Here is an 18,364-nt window from a genome sequence, read left to right on the forward strand (position 1 = left end):
TCGATCAGTCCACCGTCACGTAGTCGGGGCCGGAGTAACGGCCGGTCGCCAGCTTCTGACGCTGCATGAGCAGGTCGTTCAGCAGGCTGGAGGCGCCGAAGCGGAACCAGTGGTTGTCCAGCCAGTCCGACCCCGCGGTCTCGTTGACCAGGACCAGGAACTTGATGGCGTCCTTGGAGGTGCGGATGCCGCCGGCCGGCTTCACGCCCACCTGGACGCCGGTCTGGGCGCGGAAGTCGCGCACCGCCTCCAGCATCAGGAGCGTGTTCGCCGGGGTGGCGTTGACCGCGACCTTGCCGGTCGAGGTCTTGATGAAGTCGGCGCCCGCCATCATGCCGAGCCAGGAGGCGCGGCGGATGTTGTCGTACGTCGAGAGCTCGCCGGTCTCGAAGATCACCTTGAGCCGGGCGGCCCCGGAGGCCTCCTTCACGGCCCGGATCTCCTCGTAGACCTTCAGGTAGTCGCCGGCCAGGAAGGCGCCGCGGTCGATCACCATGTCGATCTCGTCGGCGCCGGCGGCGACCGCGTCGCGGGTGTCCGCGAGCTTCACGGGCAGCGCGGCCCGGCCGGCCGGGAAGGCGGTGGCGACGGAGGCGACCTTGACGTCGGAGCCCGCGAGGGCGGCCTTCGCGGTGGCCACCATGTCGGGGTAGACGCAGACCGCGGCGGTCGTCGGGGTGGTGCGGTCGGTCGGATCGGGGTTGACGGCCTTGGCGGCGAGCGCCCGGACCTTGCCCGGGGTGTCCGCGCCTTCGAGCGTCGTCAGGTCGATCATCGAGATGGCCAGGTCGATGGCGTACGCCTTGGCCGTGGTCTTGATCGAACGGGTGCCGAGAGACGCGGCGCGCGCTTCGAGACCCACGGGGTCCACGCCGGGGAGCCCGTGGAGGAAGCGGCGCAGCGCGCTGTCGGACGAGGTCACGTCGGCGAAAGTCGCTGCTGCGGAGGCAGTGGTGGGCATGGTCACCAGTCGAGCATATCTACGCGCGTAGCGGCGTGTACAGGGGGCGCCTTCTTCACGGTGGCGAACGGGGGCTTCGCGAGGGTGAACGCACTGGTGGACACGTGTCGACGTGACGGCTGTCACAGGCCCGTGACATGGAGCGGACGGGTCCCTCATACAAGATCACTAAATTCTTTCTCAGCAGCCAGCGGGAACTCAACGGTCCCAACCGGACGAGACGTCAGCGGCATGCGGCTCTTTCCTCCATCCACCTGTCTTCACAGGAGTCGTTATGCGCATCGCCCTTCGCACCGCCCTCGCCACCGCCGCCGTCGCCGGCGTGGCCCTGACCCCGGTCCTCACCGCCGGAGCCGCGTACGCCGCGGACGCGCCGACCGCCGGCGCCCCGACCGCCGGCGCGTCGGCCGCGGCCGAGCCGAAGCCCCACGAGATCCCGCTGCCCAACGCCCTCGTCGCCCAGATCCGCCAGATCGAGCCCGGCGTCTTCACCGCCCAGATCCTCCAGGGCGACACGACCCTCGGCACCCTGCGGGCCGGCACCGCTCCCGGCAACCCCGCCGTGGACAAGAAGGTCTTCGCCGGCGTCGAGGTGACCCTCACCGCCCAGGGCAAGATCTCCGCCGTCGTCGTCGACGACGGCACCGGCCAGGACGACGAGCTCGGCGAGCTCTTCGCCCGCAAGGACCTCGGCCACGACTACAAGGGCCTGGTCTACAAGAAGGGCGGCGTCCTCACCGCGAAGATCTTCAAGGGCGAGAAGCAGGTCGGCACGCTCCGGACCGACCGGACCCAGACCCGCGACGAGGCCGACTTCGGCGGCGAGATGCGCGTCACGCTCCACTGGGACGGCAGCCTGCGCGCCACCTGGCTCGGCGACACCGACCCGAGCAGCCCCAAGCCCGCCCCGAAGGCCGGCACGCCGCTCACCCAGCCGAAGGTCACCGGCTGCGCCGTCCGCCAGCAGTTCGCGTCCGTCTTCCCGCACTGGACCCTCACGCTGGTCAACGACAAGGCCAAGGGGCCCCGGGCCGTCCTGATCGACGACAAGGGCACGGTGGCCGGCACCGCCGACCGGCAGCACCCGGTCAACGGCCACGTCGGCCTGAAGATCGTGGACGCCGGCACGTACACCCCGAAGTTCGGCCAGCGCAGCGAGGGCGGCGACGCCCCCTACGCGTACGTCGCCTTCCCTAAGCTGCCCGAAAGCTGCACCGAGCGGACCGCGCCCGCGCCGGGCGCCCAGGGCGGCCAGACCACCGTCGTCCCCAAGGGCGGTGTCGCCGCCGGCGCCGAGTTCGCGTCGCAGGACGGGCCGAGCACCCAGCTGCTCGCCGCCGGTGCGGGTGCGGCCGCGATCGCCGCCGCGGGCCTCGGCTTCGTGGTCCTGCGCCGCCGCGCGGAGGCGCGCGTCTGAGTCGTACGGCGTGCCCGCGACGTACGTCATGGGCGGGCACGCCCCGCCCGTACGGGTCCCCACCCCGGCCCGTACGGGCGACCACCGCCCTGCACCCCTTGACCCGAGCGCAGGCGAGGCGACACCCCACCCCGAGGGCGGGCCGCCGCACCCGCGGCGGCCCGCCCGCACCCCTTCCCGGAGCCCTGAGATGAACCGCCGCCCGGCCGCCGTCCTGCTCGCCCTCGCCGCCGCCGTCGCCCTCACCGGCTGCGGCACGGCCCCCGGGCCGAAGGCCACCCCGCCGGCGAAGGTCACCGCGACCACGGCCGCCCCCGCGCCCGCCGCGCGGACCGTCGCCCCGCTGTCCCGCTCCGCACCCGTACGCGTCCAGGTGCCGTCCGCCGGCGTCGACACCGGCGCCGGGCCGGTCCTGAAGCTCGGCCTCGCCGCCGACGGCACCGTCGAGGTCCCGTCCGTCGAACAGGCGGACCGGATCGGCTGGTACACCAAGGGCGTCACGCCCGGCGAGACCGGCCCCGCCGTCCTCATCGGCCACTTCGACACCGAGCGCGGCCCGGCCGTCCTGAAGGACGTCGCCAAGGTGAGGGTCGGCGACCCCGTCACGGTCACCCGGGCCGACGGGACCCGCGCGGTGTTCACCGTCCGCGCCCTGGAACAGGTCGACAAGAAGGCGTTCCCGACGCGGAAGGTCTACGGGGACACCGCCCGCCCCGAACTGCGCCTGATCACCTGCGGCGGCGAACTCGTCGACGGCCACCGCCCGGACAACATCATCGTGTACGCGGACCTCACGGCCACGCACCCGGCGTGAGGCCCCGCGCGGGCGGCCGGGGCGGGCCGCGCGAGGCCGAGGCCACCCGCGCCCCGCGCGCCGCGTGAGGCAGAATCGGCACCATGACGACCCCGCCGCCGCAGCAGCCCGCCGAGCCCCCGTACGCCGACCGCGTCTTCCGGTCGTCCATGGGCGTCGTCGGCGGGGTGATGCTGGTCGGGCTCGGCGGCTGGCTCGGCGGCGAGGCGCTGGTGCGCGGCGAGGGCCGCACGCCGTGGCTGGCGCTCGCGGCGCTGCTGTTCCTCGTGCCGCTGGTGGTGGCGTTCACCTTCCGCCCGGCGGTCTTCGTCAACGACGACCGGCTGCGGATCCGCAACCCGTTCCGCACGATCGTGCTGCCCTGGGCGCAGGTCGCGGACGTGCGCGCCGGCTACTCCAGCGAGGTCTTCGCGCAGTCGGGGGCCAAGTACCAGCTCTGGGCGATCCCCGTCTCGCTGCGCCAGCGCAAGAAGGCGGCGCGGGCGCAGGCCCGCAGCGCCGCGGAGGACCCGCACGGCCACACCTCGGCGACCGCCGCCGTCGACGACAAGGACCGCATCGCCCCCGCCGACCGGGCCATCGCCGACCTGCGCGAGCAGGCCGAGCGCTGCGCCGCCCGGCCCGGCGCCCAGGGCGAGACCTCCGTCCGCTGGGCGTACGAGATCCTCGCGCCGGCCCTGGCGGGCCTGGTCCTGACGGTCGTGCTCCTGGCCACCGGCTGACGGGCGCCTCGCCACGACGAAGGGCCGCGGGCCCGTACGGAGTCGATCCGTACGGGCCCGCGGCCGTGTGCGTGCCGTGTGCGCCGGCCTCAGATGCCGGCGGCCTCGGCCAGGTCCTTCTTGATCGCGCCGAGCACCTCCGCGCCCGTCGCCCGCGCCGTGGCGAGCTCGGCGGCGCCGGCCACCGGGACCACCACCTCCAGGTAGCACTTGAGCTTCGGCTCGGTGCCGCTGGGCCGGACGATGACCCGGGCGTCGTACGCGCCCTCCAGGTAGTACCGCAGCCCGTCGGTGGGCGGCAGCGCCTCCGAGCCCTTGGTGAGGTCCTCGGCGGTGACGACGGTCAGCCCGGCGAGCTGCTGCGGCGGGTTGTCGCGCAGCGTCCGCATCGCCTCGGCGATCACGCTCAGGTCCTCCACCCGCACCGACAGCTGGTCGGTGGCGTGCAGGCCGTGCTCGACGGCGAGGTCGTCCAGCAGGTCCTGGAGCGTGCGGCCCTGGGCCTTGAGCTCGGAGACCAGTTCGGCGACCAGCAGGGCGGCGGTGATGCCGTCCTTGTCGCGGACGCCCTCCGGGTCGACGCAGTAGCCGAGCGCCTCCTCGTAGCCGTAGCGCAGGCCCTCGACGCGGGCGATCCACTTGAAGCCGGTGAGGGTCTCCGCGTACCCGACGCGGGCGGCCTTCGCGATCCGGCCGAGCAGCGAGGACGAGACGATCGACTCGGCGAACACGCCGGTCGCGCCCTTGTGCACGAGGTGCGCGGCGAGCAGCGCGCCGACCTCGTCGCCGCGGAGCATGCGCCAGTCGCCGTTGTCCGGGACGGCCACGGCGCAGCGGTCGGCGTCGGGGTCGTTGGCGATCACGACGTCCGGCCGGACCTCGCGGGCCTTCGCGAACGCCAAGTCCATCGCCCCCGGCTCCTCGGGGTTGGGGAACGCGACGGTCGGGAACGCCGGGTCGGGCTCGGCCTGCTCGGCGACGAGCACGGGGGCGGGGAAGCCCGCCCGCTCGAAGGCGGCGAGCACGACGTCCTTGCCGACGCCGTGCATGGCCGTGTACACGACGTTCGCGGTGCGCGGGGAGCCCGCCGACAGGACCGCGTCGGTCCGCGCCAGGTACGCGTCCAGGACCTCGTCGCCGAGGGTCTCCCAGCCCTCGGTCGCGCGCGGCACGTCGGCGAGCGCGCGGACCGCGGCGATCTCGGCGGCGATCCCGGCGTCGGCGGGCGGGACGATCTGGGAGCCGTCGCCGAGGTAGACCTTGTAGCCGTTGTCGCGGGGCGGGTTGTGGCTGGCGGTGACCTCGACGCCGGCCACCGCGCCGAGGTGCATTATGGCGTACGCGAGGACGGGCGTCGGCAGCGGGCGCGGCAGCAGCGCGGCGCGCAGCCCCGCGCCGGTCATGACGGCGGCGGTGTCGCGGGCGAAGTCGGCCGACTTGTAGCGGGCGTCGTAGCCGATGACGACCAGACCTCCGGCCTGGCCCTTCGCCTTCAGGTACGCGGCGAGGCCGGCGGCGGCGCGGATGACGACGGAACGATTCATCCGCATGGGCCCCGCCCCGAGCTCGCCGCGCAGGCCGGCGGTGCCGAACTGCAGGGTGCCGGAGAAGCGGGCGGCGAGCTCGGCCTCGTCGCCGCTCTCGATGAGCCCGGAGAGCTCCGCGCGGGTCTCGCTGTCGGGATCCTCGGCGAGCCAGGCGCGGGCCCGGGCGAGGAGATCGTCCTGCGTCGTCACGGTGATGCCTTTCGGGATGCGGGTGGGTGGGTGGACGGGGGCGGGGGCCAGGGCGGGGCCGGGGGCGCGGGCCGGTGCCGGTGCCGGTGGGTGCGGGTGGGCCGTGGTGCGGGGGTCGGCCGCTGCGCGGAGCTGTTCCCCACCCCGCCCCGTCCCGAAACTGGGGCTCCGCCCCAGACCCCCGGGCCCCGGGCGGGGGTTGGCCGGCCTCCGGCCGACCGGGCGTCGCACCGGGGCTCCGCCCCGGACCCCGTTCGCAAGGCTCCGGGGGTGAGGGCGCGCACAGTGCCGCCTTCACCCCCGGAACGAGTCGTCCCGCCCGCCCCTCGTCGTCAGATGCGGTCGAGGACGCGGGTCAGCAGCTCGCCCATGCGGGCGGCGGAGTCGCGGCCGGCCTGGAGGACCTCTTCGTGGTTGAGGGGCTCGCCCGACAGGCCCGCCGCCAGGTTGGTGACCAGGGAGATGCCGAGGACCTCCGCGCCCGCCTCGCGGGCCGCGATGGCCTCCAGGACCGTGGACATGCCGACCAGGTCGCCGCCGAGCACGCGGACCATGTTGATCTCGGCCGGGGTCTCGTAGTGCGGGCCGGGGAACTGGACGTACACGCCCTCCTCCAGCGTCTCGTCCACCTCCTTGCACAGCTGGCGCAGCCGCGGCGAGTACAGGTCGGTGAGGTCCACGAAGTTCGCGCCGACGATCGGCGAGGCCGCCGTCAGGTTGATGTGGTCGCTGATCAGGACCGGCTGCCCCGGGCGCATGCCCTCGCGCAGACCGCCGCAGCCGTTCGTCAGGACGACGGTCTTGCAACCCGCCGCCACCGCGGTGCGCACGCCGTGCGCCACGGCCGCGACGCCCCGGCCCTCGTAGAAGTGCGTGCGGCCGAGGAACACCAGGGCGCGCTTCTCGCCGATCTTGTACGAGCGGATCTTTCCGCCGTGGCCCTCCACGACCGGCGGCGGGAAGCCCGGCAGCTCGGTGACCGGGAACTCGGCCTCGGGCGCGCCGAGCGCCTCGACCGCCGGGGCCCACCCGGAGCCCATCACCAGTGCGACGTCGTGGTTCTCGACTCCGGTCAGCTCGCGAAGGCGCGCGGCTGCGGCCTCGGCGGCCTCGTACGGGGTGGCAGTAGCGTTCACTGAGTCTCTCGCCTCGGGGAGGGAAGTCCGAGGGAAGCCCCGGACGGTTTTCATACCCGAAGAAGCGTAGCCGGAGTTTGCCTACGCGCGTAGATGACGATGCTGACACAGACGCGATCGTTGTCTTGTCGTTTCCGACGAACGGAATGTTCCGCTTCGCCGGGTCACCGCCACCGCGCCCTCAGCAGGGACGCTTGCGCAGCTCCATCACGTAGTCGTGGGGCGCGCCGGCGGATTCCGCCGCGTCGGCGACCTCGCCCAGATAGCGGGCGGACGGCAGCCCGCCCTCGTACGAGTTGAGCACATACACCCAGGCGGGTTCCTCGCCGTCGAGCGTGTGGACCCGGACCCGCATCCGCCGGTAGATGTCGAGGCCGACGCCCTCCCAGCGGTCCATCGCCTCCTCGTCCATCGGAGCGAGGTCGTAGAGCGCGACGAACACCTGCTGCCGCGGGGCCTCCGCGATCGTCGCCAGCGCGCCCTCCCAGCCCATGTGCTCGCCGCCGAACGTCAGCCGCCAGCCGTTCAGCCAGCCCGTCCCGCGCAGCGGGGAGTGCGGGGCGCGGCGGGACATGAGCCGCGCGTCGAGGTTGCCGGCGTACGCGGCGTAGAGCGACATGGGGTCGAGGGTACGGGAGGGGCCCGGGCGACGAGCGGTGCGCGCGGGCCTCCCGCCCCGTCGGCCGCCCCCGGCGAGAGGGCGGGCCGCCGGTGCGGGACAATGGGGTACGCACTTGAAGCGTGCGGGACAATGGCGTACGCACTGCAGCCCAGCGGGGGCATCCCCGGCAGAACGAGAGCGCGAGGCGTAGATCCCAGTGACCCGGATCGTGATCATCGGCGGCGGACCCGGCGGATACGAAGCGGCCCTCGTGGCCGCCCAGCTCGGCGCGGAGGTGACCGTCGTCGACTGCGACGGCCTCGGCGGCGCGTCCGTCCTGACCGACTGCGTCCCCTCGAAGACCCTCATCGCGACCGCCGAGGTGATGACCACCTTCGACTCCTCGTACGAGGAGCTCGGCATCATCGTCGCGGACGACACCCCGCACCTCGAGCAGGCGGCCCGCGTCGTCGGCGTGGACCTCGGCAAGGTCAACCGCCGGGTGAAGCGCCTCGCGCTCGCCCAGTCGCACGACATCACCGCCTCCGTCACCCGCGCCGGCGCCCGCGTGCTGCGCGGCCGCGGCCGGCTCTCCGGCCGGCAGGCCGTGGACGGTTCGCGCCAGGTGATCGTCACCGCCGCCGACGGCAGCGAGGAATCGCTCACCTCCGACGCCGTGCTGATCGCCACCGGCGGCCACCCGCGCGAGCTGCCCGACGCCAAGCCGGACGGCGAGCGGATCCTCAACTGGACGCAGGTCTACGACCTGAAGGAGCTCCCCGAGGAGCTCATCGTGGTCGGCTCCGGCGTCACCGGCGCGGAGTTCGCCGGCGCGTACCAGGCGCTCGGCTCCCGCGTCACCCTGGTCTCCTCCCGCGACCGCGTGCTGCCCGGCGAGGACCCGGACGCCGCGGCCGTCCTGGAGGACGTGTTCCGCCGCCGCGGCATGAACGTCATGGCCCGTTCGCGCGCCGAGTCCGCCAAGCGCGTCGGCGACCGGGTCGAGGTCACCCTCTCCGACGGCCGGGTCATCTCCGGCACGCACTGCCTGATGGCCGTCGGCGCGATCCCGAACTCGGCCGGAATGGGCCTGGAGGAGGCCGGGGTCAGGCTGAAGGACTCGGGCCACATCTGGACCGACCGGGTCTCCCGCACCTCCGCGCCGGGCGTGTACGCGGCGGGCGACGTCACCGGCGTGTTCGCGCTCGCGTCCGTCGCCGCCATGCAGGGCCGGATCGCGATGTACCACTTCCTCGGCGACGCGGTGGCCCCGCTGAACCTGAAGGCGGTCTCGTCGAACGTCTTCACCGACCCCGAGATCGCCACCGTGGGCTACACCCAGGCGGACATCGACTCCGGGGTCATCGAGGCCCGGGTCGTGAAGCTCCCGCTGCTGAGGAACCCGCGCGCCAAGATGCAGGGCATCCGCGACGGCTTCGTCAAGATCTTCTGCCGCCCCGGCACCGGCATCGTGGTCGGCGGCTGCGTCGTCGCCCCGCGCGCGAGCGAACTGATCCATCCGATCTCGATCGCGGTCGACAACAATCTGACGGTCGAACAGATCGCAAACGCTTTCACCGTGTACCCCTCCCTGTCGGGCTCGATCGCGGAAGTGGCCCGCCAGCTCCACACCCGAAAGGCGACCGGGGAGGCCTGACCTGCGGAACCGATTCCGCAGGTCGCGGGCGCCGGCGCGCAAACCCCGGCAAGTACGTACAAGTGCGGGGCCTCCTATACCACTTGGGGGCCCCGCTCGTGTGCAACTTCTGCAATTCGGCGCATAGTGCTGAAAAGTATCGGCCGCGCAGGTTACTGTCAGTTTCGTGTTCGCTGCAGAACGTCGCCAACTGATCCTCGAAATGGTGCGAGCCAACGGGGCCGTGTCGCTCCGTGAGCTCGCCCGCGTCGTCCAGACCTCCGAAGTGACCGTACGGCGTGACGTGCGGGCGCTGGAGGCAGAAGGACTCCTCGACCGCCGCCACGGCGGCGCGGTCCTGCCCGGCGGATTCACCCGCGAGTCGGGCTTCCCGCAGAAATCCCATCTCGCCACCGCCGAGAAGACGGCCATCGCCGACCTCGCCGCCGGCCTCGTCGAAGAGGGCGAGGCGATCGTCGTCGGCGCCGGCACCACCACGCAGGAGCTGGCCCGCCGGCTCGCCCGGGTGCCCGGCCTCACCGTCGTCACCAACTCGCTGCTCGTCGCCCAGGCCCTCGCCCACGCCAACCGGGTCGAGGTCGTCATGACCGGCGGCACCCTGCGCGGCTCCAACTACGCGCTGGTGGGCAGCGGGGCCGAGCAGTCGCTCCAGGGGCTGCGGGTCTCCCGGGCCTTCCTCTCCGGCAGCGGACTGACCGCCGAGCGCGGCCTGTCCACGTCCAACATGCTCTCCGCGAGCGTGGACCGGGCCCTGGTGCAGGCCGCCGCCGAGGTCGTGGTCCTCGCCGACCACACCAAGCTCGGCACCGACACCATGTTCCAGACGGTGCCCACGGACGTCATCACGCGCCTCGTCACCGACGAGCCCCCGCTGCACGACGACCGCGCCGCCACGGAGCTCCAGGCCCTCGCCGACCAGGGCGTGCAGATCACGGTCGCCGGCTCTTCCGGCGGCGACGCCGTACCGCCGGGCCGGCCGCCGCGCCGCGATGTGCCCCTGCCCGGCCAGCGCGCCGCCGCGGCCCGGCACCCGGGAGGCCCCCTGCGCAGCGCGGCCGCCGCGCTGGCGCAGGACCAGGTCCCGCAGGACCGGGCCCGGGTCGCCGACCTCCGCCGCCGCTGAGGGAACGTCACATCAGGCCGGGAGCCGGTCCCGTACCGGACACCATGCTCAGGCCCGTACGCCGCGCAGCGTCAGCGCCAGCAGCCGGTCCGCCAACTCCACGTCCTGCGGGTCCTGTTCGGCCGCGAGCGCGATCGCGTTGGTGAGCTGCATCAGATCGCCGATCGACACGTCGTGCCGCACCGCGCCGGACTCCTGCGCCCGTACGAGCAGCCGCTCGCCCGCCGCGTGCAGCGGCGCGCTGCACTGCGCCAGCGCCGAACTCTCGTCGTGCGAGGCCGACATGAGCGCCCGCGCCAGCCCCCGGTACATGCCCGCGTGCGCCACGACGGCCCGCAGCCAGTCCACCAGCGCCCGGCACGGCTCGTCCGCCTCCGCCAGCTCGCCGGAGCGGCGCAGCAGCGCGGCCAGCGCGTCCTGGAACACGGCGTTCAGCAGCGCCGCCCGGTTCGGGAAGTGCCGGTAGAGGGTGCCGATGCCGACGCCCGCCCGGCGCGCCACGTCCTCCAGCGAGGCGTCCGCGCCCCGCTCGGCGAACGCCGCGCGCGCGGCGTCGAGCAGCCGGTCGTGATTGCGACGCGCGTCGGCGCGCATGCGGGTACTCCTCGGTTCGGGGGTCGGATCCGGTCGGATCGGCGAAGGGCCCGCAGGCGGTGTGCCTGCGGGCCCTTCCCAGCGTACGTACGGACCGGGACGTCAGTCCTTGATCTCGCAGATCGCGGCGCCCGAGCTGACCGAGGCGCCGACCTCGGCGGACAGGCCCTTGACGGTGCCCGAACGGTGCGCGTTCAGCGGCTGCTCCATCTTCATGGCCTCCAGGACGACGATCAGGTCGCCCTCCTTGACCTCCTGGCCCTCCTCGACGGCCACCTTCACGATGGTGCCCTGCATCGGGGAGGCGAGGGTGTCGCCGGAGGCCGTCGGGCCGGACTTCTTCGCCGCGCGGCGCTTCGGCTTCGCGCCGGCCGCCAGACCGGTCCGGGCCAGGCTCATGCCCAGCGAGGACGGCAGCGAGACCTCCAGGCGCTTGCCGCCGACCTCGACCACGATGGTCTCGCGGCCGGCCTCGTCCTCCTCGGCCTCACCGCCCGCCGGGGCGAACGGCTTGATCTCGTTGACGAACTCGGTCTCGATCCACCGGGTGTGGACGCGGAACGGGTCGCTGGTGAAGGCGGGGTCGACGACCACGGCCTGGTGGAACGGGATGGCCGTGGCCATGCCCTCGACCTTGAACTCGGCCAGCGCACGGGCCGCGCGCTGCAGCGCCTGCTCACGGGTGGCGCCGGTGATGATCAGCTTGGCGAGCAGGGAGTCCCAGGCCGGGCCGATGACCGAGCCGGACTCGACGCCCGCGTCCAGGCGGACGCCCGGGCCGGTCGGCGGCGCGAAGGTGGTGACGGTGCCGGGCGCGGGCAGGAAGTTGCGGCCCGGGTCCTCGCCGTTGATGCGGAACTCGAAGGAGTGGCCGCGGATCTCCGGGTCGCCGTAGCCGAGCTCCTCGCCGTCGGCGATGCGGAACATCTCGCGCACCAGGTCGATGCCGGTGACCTCCTCGGTCACCGGGTGCTCGACCTGCAGACGGGTGTTGACCTCCAGGAAGGAGATCGTCCCGTCGAGGCCGACCAGGAACTCGACCGTGCCGGCGCCGACGTAGCCGGCTTCCTTGAGGATGGCCTTGGACGCGGCGTACAGCTGGGCGTTCTGCTCCTCGGAGAGGAACGGCGCCGGGGCCTCCTCGACGAGCTTCTGGTGGCGGCGCTGCAGCGAGCAGTCACGGGTCGAGACGACGACCACGTTGCCGTGCTGGTCGGCGAGGCACTGGGTCTCGACGTGGCGCGGCTTGTCCAGGTAGCGCTCGACGAAGCACTCGCCGCGGCCGAAGGCGGCGACCGCCTCGCGGACGGCGGAGTCGTACAGCTCCGGCACCTCTTCGAGGGTGCGGGCGACCTTCAGGCCGCGGCCGCCGCCGCCGAAGGCGGCCTTGATCGCGATCGGCAGGCCGTGCTCCTGCGCGAAGGCGACGACCTCGTCCGCGCCGGAGACCGGGTCGGGCGTGCCGGCGACGAGCGGGGCGCCCGCGCGCTGGGCGATGTGCCGGGCGGCGACCTTGTCGCCGAGGTCGCGGATGGCCTGCGGCGGCGGGCCGATCCAGATCAGGCCGGCGTCGAGGACGGCCTGCGCGAAGTCGGCGTTCTCCGAGAGGAAGCCGTAACCGGGGTGGACGGCGTCCGCACCGGAGTCCGCCGCGGCCTGCAGCACCTTGGCCATGTCCAGGTAGCTGGTGGCCGGGGTGTCACCGCCCAGGGCGAACGCCTCGTCGGCCGCGCGGACGTGCAGAGCGTCCCGGTCCGGATCGGCGTAGACGGCTACGCTGGCGATCCCGGCGTCCCGGCAGGCGCGGGCGACGCGGACAGCGATTTCGCCTCGGTTGGCGATGAGCACCTTGCGCACGATGGCTCCCTCCTTGCTGTATTTCCCGGGGACCACCCCCGGACCCCCGGCCGGATCCACCCGAGCCGGAGCGCTCGACGGGGCACCGTGCCGATGACTTCCCGAAACATGTTGAGTTTAGGGACAGCCGACACGGCGCTTCGAGCCGTCCCCTATGGTGAGCTTTCCCACACGGAGCGTCACTCGAGGTTCGCTCGGGTCGTGAAATCCCTTGTCGCACCACGGTACGCACGGATCCTGTACGGCACAGTAGCTCCGGGGTGTGGCGCAGGTCTCTGTTCGGGCGACCAGTCGCCGATCAGGTTTCTTTGTGGAGTCCCTACGAATGGCCCAATGATTCTTTGCCGTTCGCCCGAGCTGCACGGACCCTTGTCCGACGGTTTACCGGTCAGTAGCCTCCGTGCTGTTGACCGTACTGCTGGTAACAGTCGCCAGTCCGTGGATTCAGGGGGTGCCGGGGTGGCCCGGAGACCGATAGCGATCGTGGCCGCGCTGGTGCTGCTGGCGGAGGCGGTCGGCATCGTCGTCCTCAACGCCGTCATGGCGCGTTTCGTGGAGGGCCAGTCGATGTCCCTGGACGGCCTCGACCCGGACGCGATGGTGACCGGCACCTGGGCGCTGGGCATCGTCTCCGGCGCGCTGCTGGCGCTGTGCGCCGCCGTGGCCCTCCTGGCGGCGATCCGCGACCGCCGCCCCGGCCGCGCGGGCCGCGCGCTCCTCATCGGCTGCGCGGTGATCCACGGCCTCCTCGGCGCGGTCACGGTCGGCCTGATCGGCTGGGGCGCCTTCGCCTTCATGATGGTGGTCCTGGGCCTGATCGTCCTGACCCTGGTCGCGTACGGCCAGGACGACGCCCCCGCCGCCGAGCCCGCCGCGACGACGACGGACGGCGAGCCGACGCCCGCGTGAGGCCGGCCCGCGGGCCCGTCAGGACCGGAAGCCGGTGATCACGTCCACAGGTCGGTGATCGAGATGCCCAGCTTGCCGAGGAGGGTGCGGAAGAGGGGCAGGGAGAGGCCGATCACGTTGCCGGGGTCGCCGTCGATGCCCTCGATGAAGGGGGCCGAGCGGCCGTCGAGGGTGAACGCGCCCGCCACGTGCAGCGGTTCGCCGGAGGCGACGTACGCGGCGATCTCGGCGTCGGTCGGCTCGCCGAAGCGGACCAGGGTGGAGGCGGTGGCCGACTCGTAGCGCTTGGCGGCGGTGTCGTACACGCAGTGGCCGGTCTGCAGGATGCCGACCCGGCCCCGCATGTTCTTCCAGCGCGCCGTGGCCTCCTCGGCGTCGCGCGGCTTGCCGAGGGCCTGCTTGTCGAGCTCCAGGACGGAGTCGCAGCCGATCACCAGCGCTCCGGCCGCCTCCGGGCGGGCGGCGACGTGCGCGGCCTTCGCCTCGGCGAGGGCGAGGGCGAGCTCGGCGGGCGTCGGCGCGGTGACCTTGTCCTCGTCGACGCCGCTGACGATGACTTCGGGGGAGAGCCCGGCCTGCTTGAGCAGCCCCAGACGGGCGGGGGAGGCGGAGGCGAGCACGAGCCGTCGGCGATCAGCAGTCATGGCAGCAGCCTAACGAGCCGGATGCCCTCCGCCACGGCGGACGGGCGCCGTCAGCGCATCCCCGCCGCGCACATCGCCACGAGCATCGCCAGGGCCAGCAGCACGCCCGCGCGGCGCAGCATCGCCTGCATGTCGCGCATTTCCTTCGGGGGCTCGTTCTTCGGGTCGGACCACAGCATGCCTTCGATCCTGCGGGCGGGACGGCCGGCGCGCCTGAGTACGCGTACTCAAAGCGCGCCGTGACGACGGACTAGTCACCCGTCGCGTAGGCCCCCGCCCGGGTGGCCGCGAGGGCCGCGTCCACCGCCCGGCGCGCGTCGGCCTCGGTCAGCGGCTCGCGGCTGATCATGAAGCGGTAGTACAGCGGCGCCGAGACCGCCCGGAGCACTTCGAGTGCGTCCGTGCCCGGGTCCAGCTCGCCGCGTTCGGCCGCGCGGTCGACCACCGGGGCCCATTCCGTCAGGCGCGCCCGGTAGAAGCCGTGCAGGGCCGCCGCGCACTCCTCGTCGCAGGCCGCCGCGGCGATCACCGCGCGGAAGACGGCGCCCATCCGGGGGTCGGTGAGGGTCTTCAGGACGAGCGCGGCGTTGGCCCGGAGGTCGCCCTCCAGGGTGCCGGTGTCGGCGGCCGGCAGCGACCGGTCGGCCATGTCGCGCAGCAGGTCGGTGACGAGGCCGACGGGGGAGCCCCAGCGGCGGTAGACGGTCGTCTTGCCGACCCCGGCCGCCGCCGCGACCTGGTCCATGTTCAGCGTGTGGAAGCCGGCGGCCGCCAGGGCGTCCTCCGTGGCCTCCAGGACGGCGGCGCGGACCTTCGCCGTACGGCCGCCGGGGCGCACGGTGCCGGGCACGGCCGACTGGCTCTCGCTCAAATGGGTCTCCAGTTCCATTAGCGCGGACTGCCTGCTAGTGTGAGGGACATCTTAACGGAACAACCGACCCATTAAGGCGGCTGGTGTCCGCCCGTACCCAGAAGGCCACGTCATGAAGAAGCTCCTCGCACCGCTGCTCGCCGCCACCCTCGGCCTCACCCTGCTCTCGGGCTTACCGGCCGGCGCCGCGCAGGCCGGCGAGACCCGGGCCGACGCCCGCCCCGCGGCCGCCGCGCGGTGGCACGCCGCCTGGGGCGCCGCACCCCAGCTCCCCGCCACCGGCTTCACCGCCAACTGGTCCCAGGAGGGCTTCTCGCGCCAGACCCTCCGGCAGGTCGTCCGCGTCACCGAGGACGGCGACCGGGTCCGCATCCGGCTCTCGAACGCCTACGGGACCTCGCCCCTGGCCGTCACCGGCGCCACCGTCGCCCGCACCGCCACCGGAGCGGCCGTCGAACCCGGCTCGGTGCGCCACCTCACCTTCGGCGGCAGCCGGTCCGCGTCCGTCCCCGCCCGCGGCGAACTGCGCAGCGACCCGGCCCGGCTCGGCCTCGGACGCCTGGAGTCGGTGACCGTCACCCTCTACCTCGCCGGAACGACCGGGCCCGCCACCTTCCACTCCCAGGCGTGGGCCGACAGCTACCGCGCCGAGGGCGACCACCGCGCCGACACCGGCGGCGACGCCTTCACCGCCCGCAGCCAGTCCTGGTACTACCTCAGCGGCGTCGAGGTCAGCGGCGGAACCCCGCCCCGGAAGGGCGGTGTGGTGCTCTTCGGCGACTCCATCACCGACAGCTTCGGCTCCACCCCGAACGCGAACCGCCGCTACTCCGACGCGCTCGCCGAACGGATCGACCGTCCCGTCGTGAACTCCGGCATCGGAGGCAACCTGGTCCTCAACGACTCGGCCTGGTACGGCGAGCGCGCCACCGCCCGCTTCCGCCGCGACGCCCTCGACCAGCCCGGCGTCACCACCGTCGCCCTGCTCCAGGGCCTCAACGACATCGGCTACAGCGAAGCCGCGCTGAAGCCCGACCCGCAGCCGACCTACAAGCCCTCGCCCGTCGTCACCTCCGCCGAGCTCATCGCCGCGTACCGCGAGCTGATCGACGCGGCGCACGCCCGGGGCGTACGGGTCGTCGGCTCGACGCTGCTGCCCTTCAAGGGCACCAGTCACTGGGGCCCCACCGCCGAGCGGACCAGCGCCGAGGTCAACCACTGGATCCGCACCTCGGGCGAGTTCGACGCGGTGGTCGACTTCGCGCGGCTCCTCGCCGACCCGAAGGACCCGCAGGCGCTCGACCCCCGGTACGCGTACGCCGACCGGCTGCACCCCGACGACGCGGGCTACCGGGTCATGGCCGAGGCGGTCGCGCCTCTGCTCTGAGCCCCGGACGCGCGAAGGCCGGACCTCCCGCAGAGGAGGTCCGGCCTCGGGCGTCTGTGCGTGTCAGGCGGCGGGGCGGCGGGGCGGCTCAGACCGGCCAGTAGGAGCGCGCCCAGGAGCGCGGACCGGGGGTGCGGCGGACGCCGCGGGCGATACGGGCCGGGTCCGACCAGCCCTCGGGCGGGACCGGGCCGGCGCCGTCGGCCGCGGACGCCGACGCCGCGGCCCGGGCCTGGACCACCGCCAGTGCGGCGGCCAGCTCCTCCGGGGTCGGGTTCCCTCGTACGACCTTGATCATCGTGTGTCTCCCTCCCGGGCCTACAGCGGAATGTTGCCGTGCTTCTTCGGAGGCAGGGATTCCCGCTTCGTGCGCAGCTGACGCAGACCCTTGACGATCTGCGGGCGGGTGTCCGAGGGGAGGATCACCCCGTCGATGTAACCGCGCTCGGCGGCCACGTACGGGTTGAGCAGGGTGTCCTCGTACTCCTGGATCAGGCGGGTGCGGACCGCCTCGACGTCCTCGCCGTTCGCCTCGGCCTCGGCCAGGGTGCGGCGGTGCAGGATGTTGACCGCGCCCTGCGCGCCCATGACGGCGATCTGCGCGGTCGGCCAGGCCAGGTTCAGGTCGGCGCCGAGGTGCTTGGAGCCCATGACGTCGTACGCGCCGCCGAACGCCTTGCGGGTGATGACGGTGATCAGCGGGACGGTCGCCTCGGCGTACGCGTAGATCAGCTTCGCGCCCCGGCGGATGATGCCGCCGTACTCCTGGTCCACGCCCGGCAGGAAGCCCGGCACGTCGACGAAGGTGATGACCGGGATGTTGAAGGCGTCGCAGGTGCGCACGAAGCGCGCGGCCTTCTCGGAGGCGTTGATGTCCAGGCAGCCGGCGAACTGCATCGGCTGGTTGGCGACGATGCCGACCGGGAAGCCCTCGACGCGGCCGAAGCCGGTGAGGATGTTCGGCGCGAACAGCGCCTGCGTCTCAAGGAACTCGCCGTCGTCCACGACGTGTTCGATGACGGCGTGCATGTCGTACGGCTGGTTCGCCGAGTCCGGGATCAGCGTGTCGAGCTCGCGGTCCTCGTCGTTCGCCTCGGTCTCGGCGACCTCCGGGAAGGCCGGCGGCTCGGAGAGGTTGTTCGAAGGCAGGTACGAAAGCAGGGACTTGACGTACTCGATCGCGTCCTTCTCGTCGCCCGACATGTGGTGGGCCACGCCCGACGTCGTGTTGTGGGTGCGGGCGCCGCCCAGCTCCTCGAAGCCGACGTCCTCGCCCGTCACCGTCTTGATCACGTCCGGGCCGGTGATGAACATGTGCGAGGTCTGGTCGACCATCACCGTGAAGTCGGTGATCGCGGGGGAGTAGACCGCGCCGCCCGCGCAGGGGCCGACGACCAGCGAGATCTGCGGGATGACGCCGGAGGCGTGCGTGTTGCGGCGGAAGATCTCGCCGTACATGCCGAGCGCGCTGACGCCCTCCTGGATGCGGGCGCCGCCGGAGTCGTTGATGCCGATCACCGGGCAGCCGGTCTTCAGCGCGAAGTCCATCACCTTGATGATCTTCTGCCCGAAGACCTCGCCGAGCGCCCCGCCGAAGACCGTGAAGTCCTGGGAGAACACCGCGACCGGCCGGCCGTCGACGGTGCCGTAGCCGGTCACCACGCCGTCGCCGTACGGCTTGTTCTTCTCCAGGCCGAAATTGGTCGAGCGGTGCCGGGCCAGCTCGTCCAGCTCGACGAAGGACCCCTCGTCCAGGAGCAGGTCGATCCGCTCGCGGGCGGTCAACTTCCCCTTCGCGTGCTGCTTCTCGACGGCCCGCTCGGAGCCCGCGTGCGTGGCCTCGTGAATACGGCGCTGCAGATCCGCGATCTTTCCTGCGGTCGTGTGAATGTCGATCTCGTTGGGCGCTGCCGGCTCGGACATCGGGATGCGGCT

At 73.0% G+C, this 18,364-nt stretch carries 18 protein-coding genes; 7 read left to right on the plus strand and 11 right to left on the minus strand.

Going from position 1 to position 18,364, the window contains the following annotated elements:
* Positions 1-4 precede the first annotated feature (4 nt).
* On the minus strand, positions 5-961 hold the full coding sequence (gene deoC, locus ACNJ93_RS19880; RefSeq protein ID WP_418958745.1) for a deoxyribose-phosphate aldolase: 957 nt from the start codon (positions 959-961) through the stop codon (positions 5-7).
* Between the two features lie 274 nt (positions 962-1,235).
* Here deoC and ACNJ93_RS19885 point away from each other — a divergent pair, with 274 nt between their 5' ends.
* The 3 genes from ACNJ93_RS19885 to ACNJ93_RS19895 all read left to right on the plus strand — a co-directional run bounded on the left by ACNJ93_RS19885 (position 1,236) and on the right by ACNJ93_RS19895 (position 3,914).
* Entirely contained in the window at positions 1,236-2,378 is a 1,143-nt protein-coding gene (locus ACNJ93_RS19885; protein ID WP_418958746.1) for a hypothetical protein, read from the plus strand.
* 190 nt (positions 2,379-2,568) lie between these two features.
* Positions 2,569-3,192, plus strand: a complete 624-nt coding sequence (locus ACNJ93_RS19890) for a class F sortase (RefSeq protein ID WP_418958747.1) — start codon at positions 2,569-2,571, stop codon at positions 3,190-3,192.
* A gap of 83 nt (positions 3,193-3,275) precedes the next feature.
* Positions 3,276-3,914: a PH domain-containing protein gene (locus tag ACNJ93_RS19895; protein WP_418958748.1), complete on the plus strand. Its 639-nt coding sequence runs from the start codon at positions 3,276-3,278 to the stop codon at positions 3,912-3,914.
* Positions 3,915-4,003: 89 nt separating this feature from the next.
* Here the strand turns inward: ACNJ93_RS19895 and ACNJ93_RS19900 are convergent, their stop codons facing one another.
* The 3 genes from ACNJ93_RS19900 to ACNJ93_RS19910 all read right to left on the minus strand — a co-directional run bounded on the left by ACNJ93_RS19900 (position 4,004) and on the right by ACNJ93_RS19910 (position 7,405).
* Positions 4,004-5,650, minus strand: coding sequence for a phospho-sugar mutase (locus ACNJ93_RS19900; protein ID WP_418958749.1), 1,647 nt, complete (start codon positions 5,648-5,650; stop codon positions 4,004-4,006).
* 332 nt (positions 5,651-5,982) lie between these two features.
* Positions 5,983-6,786: a purine-nucleoside phosphorylase gene (locus ACNJ93_RS19905; RefSeq protein ID WP_418958750.1), complete on the minus strand. Its 804-nt coding sequence runs from the start codon at positions 6,784-6,786 to the stop codon at positions 5,983-5,985.
* 181 nt (positions 6,787-6,967) lie between these two features.
* Complete coding sequence (locus ACNJ93_RS19910; protein ID WP_418958751.1) at positions 6,968-7,405, minus strand: gamma-glutamylcyclotransferase; 438 nt, start codon at positions 7,403-7,405, stop codon at positions 6,968-6,970.
* 199 nt (positions 7,406-7,604) lie between these two features.
* Between ACNJ93_RS19910 and ACNJ93_RS19915 the strand changes: the two genes are divergently transcribed.
* Both ACNJ93_RS19915 and ACNJ93_RS19920 read left to right on the plus strand, forming a co-directional pair.
* A complete protein-coding gene (locus ACNJ93_RS19915) occupies positions 7,605-9,044 on the plus strand; it encodes an NAD(P)H-quinone dehydrogenase (RefSeq protein ID WP_418958752.1) in 1,440 nt (479 codons plus the stop codon).
* A gap of 202 nt (positions 9,045-9,246) precedes the next feature.
* On the plus strand, positions 9,247-10,167 hold the full coding sequence (locus ACNJ93_RS19920) for a DeoR/GlpR family DNA-binding transcription regulator (RefSeq protein ID WP_418961470.1): 921 nt from the start codon (positions 9,247-9,249) through the stop codon (positions 10,165-10,167).
* A 48-nt stretch (positions 10,168-10,215) separates the two neighbouring features.
* On the opposite strand, the gene ACNJ93_RS19925 is transcribed toward ACNJ93_RS19920, so the two are convergent.
* Together ACNJ93_RS19925 and ACNJ93_RS19930 are read right to left on the minus strand one after the other, a co-directional pair.
* Positions 10,216-10,761: a TetR/AcrR family transcriptional regulator gene (locus ACNJ93_RS19925; RefSeq protein WP_418958753.1), complete on the minus strand. Its 546-nt coding sequence runs from the start codon at positions 10,759-10,761 to the stop codon at positions 10,216-10,218.
* A gap of 102 nt (positions 10,762-10,863) precedes the next feature.
* Positions 10,864-12,618, minus strand: a complete 1,755-nt coding sequence (locus tag ACNJ93_RS19930; RefSeq protein ID WP_418958754.1) for an acetyl/propionyl/methylcrotonyl-CoA carboxylase subunit alpha — start codon at positions 12,616-12,618, stop codon at positions 10,864-10,866.
* Between the two features lie 459 nt (positions 12,619-13,077).
* Between ACNJ93_RS19930 and ACNJ93_RS19935 the strand changes: the two genes are divergently transcribed.
* Positions 13,078-13,527, plus strand: a complete 450-nt coding sequence (locus ACNJ93_RS19935) for a hypothetical protein (RefSeq protein WP_418958755.1) — start codon at positions 13,078-13,080, stop codon at positions 13,525-13,527.
* Positions 13,528-13,565: 38 nt separating this feature from the next.
* On the opposite strand, the gene ACNJ93_RS19940 is transcribed toward ACNJ93_RS19935, so the two are convergent.
* From ACNJ93_RS19940 to ACNJ93_RS19950, 3 genes are all read right to left on the minus strand, one after another.
* On the minus strand, positions 13,566-14,171 hold the full coding sequence (locus tag ACNJ93_RS19940) for a Maf family protein (protein ID WP_418958756.1): 606 nt from the start codon (positions 14,169-14,171) through the stop codon (positions 13,566-13,568).
* A 50-nt stretch (positions 14,172-14,221) separates the two neighbouring features.
* Positions 14,222-14,350, minus strand: a complete 129-nt coding sequence (gene mmpB / locus ACNJ93_RS19945; protein ID WP_418958757.1) for a morphogenic membrane protein MmpB — start codon at positions 14,348-14,350, stop codon at positions 14,222-14,224.
* A gap of 71 nt (positions 14,351-14,421) precedes the next feature.
* Positions 14,422-15,060: a TetR/AcrR family transcriptional regulator gene (locus ACNJ93_RS19950; protein WP_418958758.1), complete on the minus strand. Its 639-nt coding sequence runs from the start codon at positions 15,058-15,060 to the stop codon at positions 14,422-14,424.
* A 94-nt stretch (positions 15,061-15,154) separates the two neighbouring features.
* Here ACNJ93_RS19950 and ACNJ93_RS19955 point away from each other — a divergent pair, with 94 nt between their 5' ends.
* Complete coding sequence (locus tag ACNJ93_RS19955; RefSeq protein WP_418958759.1) at positions 15,155-16,429, plus strand: GDSL-type esterase/lipase family protein; 1,275 nt, start codon at positions 15,155-15,157, stop codon at positions 16,427-16,429.
* A gap of 88 nt (positions 16,430-16,517) precedes the next feature.
* On the opposite strand, the gene ACNJ93_RS19960 is transcribed toward ACNJ93_RS19955, so the two are convergent.
* Together ACNJ93_RS19960 and ACNJ93_RS19965 are read right to left on the minus strand one after the other, a co-directional pair.
* Positions 16,518-16,727: an acyl-CoA carboxylase epsilon subunit gene (locus ACNJ93_RS19960; RefSeq protein ID WP_418958760.1), complete on the minus strand. Its 210-nt coding sequence runs from the start codon at positions 16,725-16,727 to the stop codon at positions 16,518-16,520.
* 20 nt (positions 16,728-16,747) lie between these two features.
* On the minus strand, positions 16,748-18,352 hold the full coding sequence (locus tag ACNJ93_RS19965) for an acyl-CoA carboxylase subunit beta (protein ID WP_418958761.1): 1,605 nt from the start codon (positions 18,350-18,352) through the stop codon (positions 16,748-16,750).
* Positions 18,353-18,364: the final 12 nt, after the last annotated feature.

This window comes from Streptomyces tritici (genome assembly GCF_048500665.1).
Classification (GTDB): Bacteria; Actinomycetota; Actinomycetes; order Streptomycetales; family Streptomycetaceae; genus Streptomyces; species Streptomyces tritici.

Bases quoted from the DNA above. Each gene is read 5' to 3' on its own strand.
- ACNJ93_RS19955 (WP_418958759.1), top strand. From the start codon at position 15,155: ATGAAGAAGCTCCTCGCACCGCTGCTCGCCGCCACCCTCGGCCTCACC.
- ACNJ93_RS19925 (WP_418958753.1), bottom strand. From the start codon at position 10,761: ATGCGCGCCGACGCGCGTCGCAATCACGACCGGCTGCTCGACGCCGCG.
- ACNJ93_RS19965 (WP_418958761.1), bottom strand. From the start codon at position 18,352: ATGTCCGAGCCGGCAGCGCCCAACGAGATCGACATTCACACGACCGCA.
- deoC (WP_418958745.1), bottom strand. From the start codon at position 961: ATGCCCACCACTGCCTCCGCAGCAGCGACTTTCGCCGACGTGACCTCG.
- ACNJ93_RS19960 (WP_418958760.1), bottom strand. From the start codon at position 16,727: ATGATCAAGGTCGTACGAGGGAACCCGACCCCGGAGGAGCTGGCCGCC.
- ACNJ93_RS19895 (WP_418958748.1), top strand. From the start codon at position 3,276: ATGACGACCCCGCCGCCGCAGCAGCCCGCCGAGCCCCCGTACGCCGAC.
- ACNJ93_RS19920 (WP_418961470.1), top strand. From the start codon at position 9,247: ATGGTGCGAGCCAACGGGGCCGTGTCGCTCCGTGAGCTCGCCCGCGTC.
- ACNJ93_RS19950 (WP_418958758.1), bottom strand. From the start codon at position 15,060: ATGGAACTGGAGACCCATTTGAGCGAGAGCCAGTCGGCCGTGCCCGGC.
- mmpB (WP_418958757.1), bottom strand. From the start codon at position 14,350: ATGCTGTGGTCCGACCCGAAGAACGAGCCCCCGAAGGAAATGCGCGAC.
- ACNJ93_RS19940 (WP_418958756.1), bottom strand. From the start codon at position 14,171: ATGACTGCTGATCGCCGACGGCTCGTGCTCGCCTCCGCCTCCCCCGCC.
- ACNJ93_RS19885 (WP_418958746.1), top strand. From the start codon at position 1,236: ATGCGCATCGCCCTTCGCACCGCCCTCGCCACCGCCGCCGTCGCCGGC.
- ACNJ93_RS19890 (WP_418958747.1), top strand. From the start codon at position 2,569: ATGAACCGCCGCCCGGCCGCCGTCCTGCTCGCCCTCGCCGCCGCCGTC.
- ACNJ93_RS19910 (WP_418958751.1), bottom strand. From the start codon at position 7,405: ATGTCGCTCTACGCCGCGTACGCCGGCAACCTCGACGCGCGGCTCATG.